Raw genomic sequence first — 13,096 nt, 5'->3', positions numbered from 1 at the left:
ATAAAATATACAAGGAGATATTCTTATGAGTAAAAGAGCACAAAAAGAAGAAAAAATATTACAAGAATTTCAAACAATTTCTAAGGAGATGGCTCCTAAACCAAAGTATTTTAAAAATATTATTTTGGCATTTATTGTTGGTGGTATTATTTGTACCATAGGACAATTTATTTTAAATATGCTATTGAAATTTGGAGTAGAAGAAGAGGCTGCAAAGCAATGGCTACCAATAATAATGATATTTATAGGAGCATTGTTAACTGGATTTGGAGTATATGATAAAATTGCATCTTTTGCAGGAGCCGGAACAGTAGTGCCAATTACAGGGTTCTCAAATGCAGTAGTTTCTCCAGCAATAGAATTTAAGAAAGAAGGATTTGTTTTTGGAGTTGCAGCAAAGATGTTTACAATTGCAGGTCCAGTTCTTGTCTATGGTATAGGAACATCAGTAATTATTGGACTTGTTTATTATGTTCTTGGTTTATTAGGAATTGTTCAATAAGGAGGTATGTAAAATTATGGCTGTTAAAGATAAAAAGGTTGGAAAGCAAACAATAAAATTAGAAAATCCACCTAAAATTATTTCAACTTATTCCATAGTAGGTCCGAAAGAAGGTGATGGACCTTTAAAAGATTATTTTCATGAAATAATTAGTGATGATACATTAGGTAAAGATAGTTTTGAAAAAGCTGAATCTGAAATGATGTATACAGCAATAAAGGGTGCTATAAGCGCAGCTAATTTAACAGAAGAAAAAATAGATTATTTATTTGCAGGTGATTTGTTAAATCAAATAACATCATCAAGTTTTGCAGCTAGAGAACTTAATATTCCATTTATAGGATTATATGGAGCATGTTCTACAATGTCAGAATCATTAAGTATGGCATCTTTATTTTTAGACGGGGGATTTGGAAGTTATATTGTTGCTTCAACATCTTCACACTTTAGTGCAGCTGAAAGACAATTTAGATTTCCATTAGAATATGGTTGTCAAAGATGCCCAACATGCCAATGGACAGTTACTGGTTCTGGAGCTATGGTATTAGGAAGAAGTGGGGATTATCCTAGAGTTACTTATGTTACAACAGGACTAGTAAAAGATTATGGAATAAAGGATGCTAATAATATGGGTGCAGCTATGGCACCGGCAGCTGTAGATACTATATATAATCACTTTAAGGATACAGGTAGAACACCTAAAGACTATGATATTATTGCAACAGGAGATTTAGGAAAGGTAGGAAAGGAAATTACTACTAAGCTACTTGCAGAATATGGTTATGATGTTAAGGATAATTATATTGATTGTGGAGATATGATTTTTGATGATGAAAGACAAAAGACTGATTCAGGCGGAAGTGGATGTGGCTGTTCTGCAGTTGTTACCTGTGGATATTTATATAAAAAATTAATGAGAAGAGAAATTAAAAGTGTATTATTAGTTTCAACTGGCGCATTAATGAGTACTACATCATCTCTTCAAGGTGAGTCTATTCCGGGAATAGCGCATGCAGTTGCTATTGAATTTTAATAAGAAATTGGAGGGAATTTACAATGGACTATGTTAGTGCATTTATTGTTGGTGGATTGATATGTGTTGTTGCTCAAATATTAATGGATACAACAAAACTAACTCCTGCAAGAATATTAGTTATTTTTGTAACATTAGGAGCTATTCTTGGGGGATTTGGTATTTATGATAAGTTAATTGAAATTGGAGGTGCTGGAGCTACAATTCCATTACCGAGCTTTGGTAATTCACTAGCTGATGCCGCAATAAAGGGAGTCAAAGAAGATGGATTGCTTGGGGCATTTACAGGTGGAATTAAGGGTGCAGCTGGAGGTATTACTGCATCAATCTTTTTTGGATACTTAATGGCTCTTATATTTAATCCTAAAACAAAAAAATAAGTTAAATTATACATATTATATAATAATTTAAGCAGTAAAATTGTTGATAATTATTATCAAGAATAATATTAAATTATAAGGTAAAAATAATAGGGTAATGAAGATGAGGAGGTGAATGTTATGGCTAAGAATCCAAGTATTAAATGTAGTGTACAACAATGTAAACATCATGATTGTTCAGAAAATTATTGTACATTAAATTCAATAACTGTTGGTACTCACGAAGCAAATCCAACAGTAGTTGAATGTACAGATTGCCAATCTTTTGTACTAAAATAAGAGAAATAAAGATGATATTAATTTTAATATCATCTTTTTTTATGAAGTATTTTAGAGATATATATTGACAAAGAACTGGTAATAATATAATATAATAATTAATTGAGAATGAATATCAATATTATTTAGGGGGAGAGGAAATGAAGATAGTTTATTATTCAGGTACAGGAAACACAGAAAAAATGGCAAATTTAATTGCTAAAGGGATAGTGAGCGGAGGAAAAGATGCAGAAGTAGTTAATGTTTCTGCAGCTGGATTAGATATTTTTGATAATGAAGATGTTGTTATATTAGGATGCCCTGCTATGGGAGATGAAGTTTTAGAAGAAGGTGAATTTGAACCTTTTATTGAAGGAATATCTTCTAAGATTTCTGGTAAAAAGGTTGCTTTATTTGGATCGTATGGATGGGGTGATGGCCAATGGATGAGAGATTGGCAAGAGAGAATGGAGTCTTTAGGTTGTACATTAATTGATGATGGTTTAATTATTAATTATGAACCAGAAGATGAATCTCCTGAGTGCATAAATTTTGGTCTTAAAATAGCAAAGGTATAGTATAAGATTTGAAACAAGTAGAATTTTATAAAAGTCTTTCTAAAATGGAGGATAGAGAGTGCATTGAAAAATTTTTAATTTACAATGCCTCTCTGGTAATTTCAGGAGTAAAACCATCAGCAACTATTACTATAAAAAAAGATAATGACAACCTATATGATAAATGGATAAAGTATGGAATAAGCTTTTTAAAGAAGATTGATATTCAATATATAAATTTAAGAGAATGTGATAATGCATTAATTATATTAATATATAATGAAAAAAAATTAGAAAATTACGTATTAAAAAAAGAGAATAAAGAATTTTTATTACAGCTAGGATATTGTAATGAAGGTGATATTAATGATCATTTATTAAAATTAAAAGAAAGATACAAACAGTTTAATTGTCCACATGAATTAGGTGTATTTTTAGGATTTCCTTTGAATGATGTTAAGGACTTTATGAATTGTAAAGAAAAGAAATGTTTAACTTGCGGTTACTGGCTTGTATATAATGATTTACATGAAGCAAAGAAAACTTTTCATAAATATGACAAAGTGAAGGAACATACAGTAAGTTATATATTAAATGGGGATTCATCCTATAAGGTTGCTTACAGCATAAAGAATTTATTTAACGAGTTGGAAAGTATTAATATATAAAAGAAAAAGGAGAAAAATATGAGTGTAGTTATTGTTGGTGGTCATGATAAAATGAGCAAAGAATATATTAAGGTATGTAAGAAATATAATTGTAAAGCGAAAGTTTTTACTCAAATGGAAACTGGATTAAAAGATAAAATAGGAATGCCAGATGCTGTAATATTATTAACTGATGTTGTATCACATAAACTTGTGTTAACAGCAAAGAGAGAGGCTGATAAGAAAAATATTATGGTTATAAGAAATCATAAAAGTACAATTAATGCAGTAGAATCACTAATAAAGCAAATAGTATTAAATTAAAAGAGATAAATATGATAATTGTGTATATGAGATTCCTCTAGTTATAATTAATAGTTATATATAGAGGAATTTTTATTTTTTGTAAAAAAAGTATTGAAAATAATTATCAATTGGGTTATAGTGTTTTAAGTGATAATAGAAATCATTTGAAATAATATTTCAAATGATTTGAGTATTCAAAGGAGGAAATGATATTATGATGATTAATAAAAGGTTGATAAACCTTTGTAAAGAGTCAAAAAAGTATATAGCTTTAACTATATTAGTAAATTGGATTTCAGTTTTATGTAATATTATTACCATAATATTAATAGGGCAATTTATTAATAAGATTTATATTGGACAAAGATTAAACGTTGATGGTAATAATATTTTAGGGGCAATGATGGAATTTAATGTTTGGGGACCAATTTCATTATTAGCTGCAATTGTAATAATAGCAATTTTATTAAGTCTAAGATATTCTTGTAATATTTTATATGCTAAATTTTCAAATGCTGCATCAGCAAATGCTAGAGTAACGTTAAGAGAACTTATTTATAAAAAATTATTAAAACTAGGAACAGGTTATACTTCAGTTGAAAGTACATCGGCAGTAGTTCAAGTATCTGTTGAAGGAATTGAGCAACTTGAAATATATTTTGGAAAATACTTATCTCAATTTTTCTACGCTCTTTTAGTTCCTGTAACATTATTTGTATTTATGAGTTTTATATCATTTAAAGCAGCACTAGTATTTATACTTTGTGTACCACTTATTCCTGTATCGATTATTGCAATAATGAAAATTGCTAAGAGAATATTAAAAGATTATTGGAAATCTTATTCAGATTTAGGTGGAACATTCTTAGAAAATCTTCAAGGGTTAACTACGTTAAAAGTATTTAATATTGATGAAGAACGTCATGAAAAAATGAATGTAGAAGCAGAAAAATTTAGAAAAATAACAATGAAAGTTTTAAGTATGCAACTTAATTCTATTACAATAATGGATTTAGTAGCATTTGGTGGAGCTGCTGCAGGAACTATAGTTGCATTAATTCAATTTAAAAATGGACAAATTCCAGTAGGTAGCTTACTTATAATAATTTTACTTTCATCTGAATTCTTTATACCACTTAGATTATTGGGTTCATACTTCCATATAGCTATGAATGGTATGGCAGCAAGTGATAGAATGTTTGGTATTTTAGATGCAGAAGAAAGACAAAAAGATGTTGAAACAAATGAAAATATTAAATTAGATGAAGTTAGAGTTAGTCTAAAAAATGTTGATTTTAGTTATGATGGTGAAAGAGAAGTATTAAAAAATATTAATATGGATATTACACCAGGTGGATTAGTTGCAATAGTAGGTGAAAGTGGTTCTGGTAAGAGTACAATTGCTTCACTTATTTTAAATAATCATAAAGTAACTAAGGGAGAAATTGATATTAATGATACAAATATAGAAAAAATATCATTAGATAATATTTATGGAAATATAGCATTAGTTTCTACTAACAGTTACATTTTTAATGGAACTATTTTAGACAATTTATTAATGGCTAAAAAGGATGCCTCTGAAGAGGAAATTAATAATGCATTAAAGACTGCAAGATTATATGATTTTGTAAAAGGATTAAAAGATGGATTATTAACTGATGTAGGTCAAGCTGGTAGTGCATTATCTGGCGGACAAAAGCAAAGATTAGCACTAGCAAGGGTTATTTTAGCTGATAGACCAATGATTATATTTGATGAAGCAACTTCTAATATAGATGTTGAAAGTGAAGAAAGTATTTGGGAAGCAATTTATGAGCTTTCTAAGGATAAAACTATATTAGTAATTTCGCATAGGTTAGCTAACGTAACAGAAGCTAAAAATATTTATGTTATGAATAAAGGGATTTTAGTTGAAAATGGAACTCATGATGAGTTAATGAAAAATGAATCATGCTACTATGAGATGGTTAATAAACAAAATGAATTAGAAATGATAAGGGAGGTTTGCTAATATGAAAAGAAGATCAGGCTTCCAAATAATGAAGAGATTAATTGTTGAATTAAAACCATTAGCTCCAATTATGGCAATAACTATAAGTATGGGGGTTGTTGGTTTCTTAGCTGCAATAGCAATAGCAAGCTTTGGTGCACTAGCTATAGGGGCTTTTATAGGTGATATTACATTTATAAGCTTTACAGGAGCCATGGTAGTTATGGCTGTAAGTGCAGTTTTAAGAGGATTTTTAAGGTATGGTGAACAGTTATCAGGACATTATATTGCATTTAAAATACTTTATATATTAAGAGATAAAATATTTGCTAAGCTTAGAAAATTAGCACCTGCAAAGTTAGAAGGTCAGGAAAAAGGAAATCTTATATCATTAATTACTTCTGATATAGAGCTTTTAGAAGTTTTCTATGCTCATACTATAGCTCCAATATCAATTGCAATAATAACAAACAGTATCATTTCAATAATACTATATGTTATAAATCCATGGTTTGGAATATTATCAGTTATATTCTTCTTAACTGTTGGATTTGTAATACCATATGCTTCTTCAAGCTTAGGTAAAGAAGCTGGAGTTAGATATAGAAATATGTTTGGTGAATGTAATAATTATATACTTGATTCTTTAAGAGGATTAAAGGAAGTTTTACTATTTAAATCTGGTGATGAAAGATTAAATGAAATTAATTCAAAATCACATAGAATAAATGAAAGCCTTGATAAAATTAAAGAACATGAAGGTATAATAAGAGCCATTACAGATTTAACTATAATGATTGCAATATTAACTTTTGTTGGTGTTGGATTTGCACAATATTCAGTTGGAAATATATCATTTACATGGATGCTTGTTGGAATAGTAATAATAGCATCATCATTTGGTCCGGTAGTTGCATTAAGTAACCTTTCAAATACATTACTTCAAACTTTTGCTTGTGCAGAAAGATTATTTGATTTAATTGATGAGGAACCACATGTAGAAGAAGTAGCAGATGGACATGAAATAAAAGGTGAATCAATAGCGTATGATAATGTAACATTCTCTTATCCTAATAGAAAAGAAAAGATTTTTGATACTGCATCAGTTGATATTAAAAAAGGTGATAAAATTGCACTTATTGGTGAAAGTGGAATAGGTAAGAGTACATTTGTTAAACTTATGATGAGATTCTGGGATGTTAATGACGGAAAAATTAATCTTGATAATAAGAACATTAAAGAGGTTAATACAACATCACTTAGAAATAGTCAAACTTTAGTAAGTCAAGAAACATATTTATTTAATGAATCTATATTAGACAATATAAAGATAGGAAATCCAAAAGCTTCAAAGGAAGAAGTTATAAAGGCAGCTAAAATGGCTTCTATACATGACTTTATTGAAACTTTACCTAAGGGATATGATACAAAAGTTGGGGAACTTGGAGGAAATCTTTCTTCAGGGGAAAAACAAAGAATTGGATTAGCAAGAGCATTTTTAAGTAATGGAGATGTTTTAATACTAGATGAACCTACAAGTAATTTAGATACATTAAATGAAGGTGAAATATTAAAGTCAATAAAAGAAAACTGTGAAGATAAGACAATAGTACTTATTTCACATAGAAAATCAACAACTGCTGTTTGTAATAAGACTTATAAGCTTGAAAATAGCAAGTTAGTAGTAAGCTAATTTAAATGGAAGGCTGTATTGCTATGTAATATGAACATACTTAAGAAATTGGGCAAAGGTTCATTTTAACAAATACAGCCTTTTATTAGAAAGCTATATGATAATGATTATCATTAATAGATTGGGAGAAAATTTATATGGGAAAAATTGATAGGGAAAAAAAGACAATAAAGCTAATGATAGATATATATTGTCAAAAGAAGCATGGGAATAAAAAAGGTGAGCTTTGTGAGGAATGTGCAGAGTTATTAGAGTATGCCCATAAAAGATTAAGTTTTTGTAAGTTTGGAGAAAACAAATCAACTTGCTCAAGATGTCCTATTCATTGCTATAAAAAGGACATGAAGGAAAAAGTTAAAGAAGTAATGAAGTTTTCGGGACCAAGACTTATTATTTATAATCCTCTAGAACTTATTAGACATGCATTAAATAAGTAATGGGTATTATCAAAGTATAAAGATTAGGAAATATAAAATTAATAATTTAAAGGGGAGTAAACATGAATAAGGCAAAGAAGTATTTTTATATAACTTTAGGATTTTTAGCACTTGGAATAGGTCTTATAGGTGTAATATTGCCTATATTACCAACAACACCATTTTTATTAGTAACATCATTTTGTTTTGCAAGGGGATCTGAGAGATTTCATACTTGGTTTACAAATTCTAATATTTATAAGAAGCATCTAGAGAGTTTCGTTAAAGAAAGGGCTATGACACTAAAGCAAAAGGTTGTATTATTAAGCTTTGTCAATTTTATGTTAGCTTTTCCTTTAATTTTAGTGGATGTATTACCTATGAGAATAACTATTATTGTATTAATAATAATTAAATTATATTATTTTACATTTAAGGTTAGGACAATTTCTCCAGAAGAAAAGAAAGATATGGAAGCTTCAAAAGGGGAAATGGCTTAGTAGAATATAAACTTATAAAAGAGAAAGTAGGAAGTTGTAACAATGGAAAGAATATCATCTATGTTTTTTTGCTTATCATTATTAATTTATTATATATTAAAATTATTTAAGGTAAAAAAGAGTATATGCGTAAAAACACATATAGTTTTAGGAAGTATATCAGTTTTGGCTATGATAGCTGAATTTATTTTAAGAATTGGACAAGAAGGATTTATAAAGTATATTGGTTTTGCAGTTATTATGATTGTAATTGGAATAACTGGAGTTATGATGAAAAATAACTATAAATTATATAAGAAAATCCATATTATATTTACTATAGGGTTCTTTGTATATTTACCTATAGCTATTAAATTTCTGTAATTAATAAAAAATAATATTATAAATTATTATAGGCTTTACAAGTAAGTAAAGTCTTTTTTTTGTGTTTGTGATTTATATAATGGAAATTTGGTAATGCTTATTTAATGAGGTGTTGCTCAAATGAATATCAATAAATATAAGGATTTAAGCAATCCGTTAGTATATATTTTTATTACATTTATATTATCGTCTATTTCATATGAAGCATATAGCAAGAATAAGTTGATGGGAGTTTTTTATGTATGTAGTTTTTTTGCCTTTATATTATATTTTAAGGGTATAAAGATAACCATATTAATCTTTCTATTTTTTGTTGTAGCTTTAAATAATAACATATGGTTTTATTCTTATATTCCTAAGGATATAGAGGCTATTAGGATAACTAATATTAGTAATTATTATTATGCTAAAGGAGAAATTAACGGGCGTATAGTAAATTTATATAATATTAATCAAGAAATTAATGTTGGTGATAAATTAATTGCAAGAGGGGAGTTTAGCAAGGATATAAATATTGTAAAAGGAATAGTAGGAGATTATAAAATAGAAGAATATTACATAGAGAAAGATGATATTATTTCTAAGTTTTATAAAAGAAGAGAAGAATTATTTAATAAAATAAGTGAAAAGCTAGGTAGAAGAAAAGCAGCGTTGATTACTTCAGTATCATTTGGATATAAAAGTGAATTAGATGAGGATCATAAGAGTTTAATGAAAAATTTAGGTATATCTCATGCTATTTCAATATCAGGATTACATTTAGCATTAGTATATAGTATTTTAAAAAGAATATTTGGAGTTAAATTAAGTTTGGTTATAGCATTTGCTTATGTGCTATTTACAGGGGCACCAGCTTCGGCTGTAAGAGCTTATATAATGATATTGATATTAAACCTTGGAATGGTTGTTAAACGTAATTATAGCCCTCTAGCAGCCTTGTCGCTTGCAGGTATAATAATTATACTTATAAAGCCATATGATATTTATAATTTAGGATTTATATTATCTTTTTTAGCAACACTAGGAATAATATTATTTAGTAAAAAATTAAATAAAAAGCTTTATAGGCTACCTAATTTATTCAGAAGTACAATTGCAATTTCAATTAGTGCTCAAATACTAACCTTTCCTATAATTTTATTGTATTTTAATGAAATATCCTTAAATTTTATAATTGGTAATATCATAGTTGTTCCATTTATTAATATATTAGTTGTCTTTGGAAATTGTCTTGTATTCTTTGAGTATATTCCTATTTTATTTAATTTTAGTTTGTATATTTGTCATTATATAATTAAATACATAGATGTTATTATGTATAAACTTGATAGTTTTTCTTTTGGCTTAGTTTATTTACATTATACTATTGCTTATTTTTATGTAGGGATACTAGTAACATATTATTTTTATAGAAAAGGATTTAAAGTGTTTTTATATTATCCTTTAATTATAGGAATATATACATTTTTATTAATATATAGTCCTTTTCTTAAAATAAAATATTATAATGATGGAGCACTTTTAATAAGTTATAGAGGGGAGCGGGTTTTGATTCAAACCAAGGAAAAGGTTGATGAAGAAAAATTAAAAGCTGTATGTCTTACAAATAGTATATTAAATGACTTAAATAAGATTAAAATAGATAATAAAATAACTTTAACTAAAAAAGGTGAAAATTACATTTTAACTACAGATAAAAATGAATATTTGCTATTTGTGAATTATGAAAAAAATAATAATGATTATGATATAATAGATTTTAGAAAAGGTGATATAAATGAAATAACGTTATTTAATGATGAGGTTATTAACAATTAGTGAGGAGTGGCATTAAACATTGATTAATATAGATGTTCTAGAAGGAGAACTTAAAAAAAATAATATTGAAAATGGATATATATTTTGTGGGTTAGATGAGGAATTAATTAAATCAAGTATTGATCCAATAATTAAGAAGGTTGTTGATAAAGATTTTTTAGATTTAAATTTTATAAAATTAGATGGTTTAACAACTACTTTTGATGAAATAGAAAATGCTTGTGAGACATTGCCTTTCTTTGGAGAAAAAAAGGTTGTATTAGTATATAGAGCTAATTTTCTAAAGGATAAACCGGATAAAGATGGAGCAAAAACATATACAGAACTTTTAAAATACATAAAGGACTTACCAAAGCATACAGTACTAATTATGTATTATTTATTTAATGATAAGAGAGATACTCCTAAAAAAAATAAAAAGCTATCTACTTTAGATAAATATGTTAAAGTTGTTCATTGTGATAAACTAAAAAAAGATAAATATTATAAAAAAGTTGAAGATTTATTTAAAGAAAAGGGAAGAAGCATAGGTAAAATTCAATTAAGATATTTTGCTGATAAGGTTCAAAATAATTTTGATATTATTAAAAGGGAAGTAGATAAATTAGATTGTTATGCAATTGGGAGAGAAATAACTAAGGAAGATATAGATAAATTAATACAAAATAAAAGTGAAGATGATATTTTTGATTTAGTTGAATATATTTCTATAAGAAGAGTTGAAAAGGCAATAGATTTATTAGATGAACTACTATTTAAAGCAGATCAGCATATGCTAATTATTTCATCTATAGGGAATCATTTTAAAAGATTATATGAAATAAAAGTATATTTAGGAAGAGGTAAAAGGTTAGATTTCTTTATGTCTAAATATAGATTACCTCAATTTGTATGTGAAAAATTAATGAATCAAGCATCTAAGTTTAGTATAAAACAGTTAAGTGAACTCATTAAAGTATGTGTTAATACTGAAACAAAATTAAAATCATCAACAACAGATAAGCAAATGGAAATGGAACTTATGTTATTTAAAACATTTATGGTCAAATAAAATTTTAAATTTTCATAATAAAAAAAGTGTAAAATAATAGCCGGTGATAACTCACCGGCTTCTTATTTTATTACGCCATAGCGTTTAACTTTGCAGCTAATCTTGATTTCTTTCTAGCAGCCATGTTCTTATGAACAGTACCTTTTTGAGCAGCCATGTCTAAAGACTTAGCAGCTTTAACGAATAAAGCTTTAGCTTCTTCAACGTTATTAGCAGCAACAGCAGCTTCAAACTTCTTTATAGCAGTTTTTAATGCTGATTTAATCATTCTGTTTTGTAAAGTTTTCTTTTCAGTAACTTTAATTCTTTTCTTTGCTGATTTAATGTTTGCCATTCAATTCACCCCCTTGATATTTTATAGGGCCTCTGCAGTTTTTTGGGGAAATCTGCGTACGAGTTCATTTTCAACAAATCATATTATAACACCTAAAGTTTTTAAGTTCAAGTATGAAATTAAAACTTATTTGGGAAAATAAATTTGATGACTAAGAAATTTTAGGAGGAACGTTATGATAAATGTAAGAACAGACCTTGCAATTGAAGCAAAACAGGCATATACAGAAGAAAATAAAAGAGAGCTTGATGGAGTAAAAGTAGATGAAGAAATGGAAGGGGAGGTTAAAATTACTACAGTAACCATAGAAAGTGATGAAGCAGGAAAGGAACTTGGTAAGCCAAAAGGACATTATATTACAATAGATTTCCCAGAATTCACACCATATGATGGCGAATCAATGGATGAATTATCATTAATTGTAGGAAGGGTAATGAAAAAGCTTGTAGATATTTCTGAAGATAAGTTAGCATTAGTGGTTGGACTAGGAAACTGGAATGTTACTCCGGATGCATTAGGACCAAAAGTTGCAGAAAAAATAATGGTAACACGACATTTAAAACAAGTAATGCCAGATGCTATTGATGATTCAGTAAGACCAGTATGCGCTATTGCTCCAGGTGTGCTTGGAATAACAGGAATTGAAACCGGAGAAATAATTAAATCATTAGTAGAAAGAATAAAGCCAGATTTAGTTATATGTGTAGATGCATTAGGTTCAAGAAAACTTGAAAGAGTGAATAGAACAATACAAATAGGAGATACAGGAATATCACCAGGAGCTGGTGTAGGAAATCATAGAATGCAAATTAATGAGCAAAGTTTAGGAGTGAAAGTTTTAGCTGTAGGTGTGCCTACAGTAGTTGATGCTGCAACAATAGCAAATGATACTATGGATTTATTATTAGATGACTTAATAAATAAATCACAAAAAGGAAAAGAGTTTTATAATATGCTAAAAAGTGTAGATAGAAATGAGAAAAATATGCTTATAAGAGAAATATTAAATCCATCATTTGGGGATTTAATGGTTACTCCAAAGGAGGTTGATACAGTAATAGAGTCATTAGCTAAAATAATAGCTAATGGAATAAATATCGCAATTCAACCCAATATGGATATGGAAGAGATAAATAAATTCATGAACTAATGAAAAAAGTGAAAAATACTTTTTTAGTTAGAAGTTATAAGTTGGTAGTTTGTATCTAAACTACTAACTTATAACTATTAACTCTTAACTAATAA

General features: G+C 27.6%; 16 protein-coding genes. 15 read left to right on the top strand and 1 reads right to left on the bottom strand.

All coding sequences use genetic code 11. The features are described from left to right. The first annotated feature begins 25 nt into the window (after positions 1–25). The 14 genes from spoVAC (at position 26) to holA (ending at position 11,517) form a co-directional block, all read left to right on the top strand. Positions 26–502, top strand: a complete 477-nt coding sequence (gene spoVAC, locus TY07_RS05540) for a stage V sporulation protein AC (protein WP_042396454.1) — start codon at positions 26–28, stop codon at positions 500–502. 16 nt (positions 503–518) lie between these two features. Continuing rightward, positions 519–1,535 carry a stage V sporulation protein AD gene (gene spoVAD / locus TY07_RS05535; protein ID WP_042396452.1) on the top strand — a complete coding sequence of 339 codons (1,017 nt, stop codon included), beginning with the start codon at positions 519–521 and terminating at the stop codon, positions 1,533–1,535. 23 nt (positions 1,536–1,558) lie between these two features. Next, entirely contained in the window at positions 1,559–1,915 is a 357-nt protein-coding gene (gene spoVAE / locus TY07_RS05530) for a stage V sporulation protein AE (protein WP_042396451.1), read from the top strand. A gap of 120 nt (positions 1,916–2,035) precedes the next feature. Then, on the top strand, positions 2,036–2,194 hold the full coding sequence (locus TY07_RS17585) for a DUF1540 domain-containing protein (protein ID WP_070098841.1): 159 nt from the start codon (positions 2,036–2,038) through the stop codon (positions 2,192–2,194). A 140-nt stretch (positions 2,195–2,334) separates the two neighbouring features. Continuing rightward, positions 2,335–2,751, top strand: coding sequence for a flavodoxin (locus tag TY07_RS05525; RefSeq protein ID WP_042396450.1), 417 nt, complete (start codon positions 2,335–2,337; stop codon positions 2,749–2,751). An 8-nt stretch (positions 2,752–2,759) separates the two neighbouring features. Beyond that, positions 2,760–3,398: a DUF3793 family protein gene (locus TY07_RS18330; RefSeq protein WP_154820580.1), complete on the top strand. Its 639-nt coding sequence runs from the start codon at positions 2,760–2,762 to the stop codon at positions 3,396–3,398. 18 nt (positions 3,399–3,416) lie between these two features. Further along, the gene (locus TY07_RS18325) at positions 3,417–3,701 is read left to right on the top strand and encodes a DUF2325 domain-containing protein (protein WP_042396448.1); all 285 of its coding nucleotides are present in this window, start codon (positions 3,417–3,419) and stop codon (positions 3,699–3,701) included. Positions 3,702–3,897: 196 nt separating this feature from the next. After that, positions 3,898–5,697: an ABC transporter ATP-binding protein/permease gene (locus tag TY07_RS05510; RefSeq protein ID WP_042396446.1), complete on the top strand. Its 1,800-nt coding sequence runs from the start codon at positions 3,898–3,900 to the stop codon at positions 5,695–5,697. Between the two features lies 1 nt (position 5,698). Then, positions 5,699–7,369, top strand: coding sequence for an amino acid ABC transporter ATP-binding/permease protein (locus tag TY07_RS05505; protein WP_042396444.1), 1,671 nt, complete (start codon positions 5,699–5,701; stop codon positions 7,367–7,369). 137 nt (positions 7,370–7,506) lie between these two features. After that, positions 7,507–7,806, top strand: coding sequence for a nitrous oxide-stimulated promoter family protein (locus TY07_RS05500; RefSeq protein ID WP_042396442.1), 300 nt, complete (start codon positions 7,507–7,509; stop codon positions 7,804–7,806). Positions 7,807–7,868: 62 nt separating this feature from the next. Continuing rightward, complete coding sequence (locus TY07_RS05495) at positions 7,869–8,285, top strand: YbaN family protein (RefSeq protein WP_042396439.1); 417 nt, start codon at positions 7,869–7,871, stop codon at positions 8,283–8,285. A gap of 42 nt (positions 8,286–8,327) precedes the next feature. Next, positions 8,328–8,648 (top strand): hypothetical protein, encoded by a 321-nt coding sequence (locus tag TY07_RS05490; RefSeq protein WP_042396437.1) that lies wholly within the window; start codon positions 8,328–8,330, stop codon positions 8,646–8,648. Positions 8,649–8,768: 120 nt separating this feature from the next. Further along, positions 8,769–10,466 carry a ComEC/Rec2 family competence protein gene (locus tag TY07_RS05485; RefSeq protein ID WP_042396435.1) on the top strand — a complete coding sequence of 566 codons (1,698 nt, stop codon included), beginning with the start codon at positions 8,769–8,771 and terminating at the stop codon, positions 10,464–10,466. Positions 10,467–10,485: 19 nt separating this feature from the next. After that, complete coding sequence (holA, locus tag TY07_RS05480) at positions 10,486–11,517, top strand: DNA polymerase III subunit delta (protein WP_042396433.1); 1,032 nt, start codon at positions 10,486–10,488, stop codon at positions 11,515–11,517. A gap of 70 nt (positions 11,518–11,587) precedes the next feature. On the opposite strand, the gene rpsT is transcribed toward holA, so the two are convergent. Next, positions 11,588–11,851, bottom strand: coding sequence for a 30S ribosomal protein S20 (rpsT, locus tag TY07_RS05475; protein WP_042396431.1), 264 nt, complete (start codon positions 11,849–11,851; stop codon positions 11,588–11,590). 175 nt (positions 11,852–12,026) lie between these two features. Between rpsT and gpr the strand changes: the two genes are divergently transcribed. Then, positions 12,027–13,001: a GPR endopeptidase gene (gene gpr, locus TY07_RS05470; RefSeq protein WP_042396429.1), complete on the top strand. Its 975-nt coding sequence runs from the start codon at positions 12,027–12,029 to the stop codon at positions 12,999–13,001. The last annotated feature ends 95 nt before the right edge of the window (positions 13,002–13,096 follow it).

The sequence above is a fragment of the Clostridium saudiense genome (genome assembly GCF_000577815.1).
Classification (GTDB): domain Bacteria; phylum Bacillota; class Clostridia; order Clostridiales; family Clostridiaceae; genus Clostridium; species Clostridium saudiense.
This window is presented reverse-complemented; position numbering and strand designations above follow the sequence as displayed.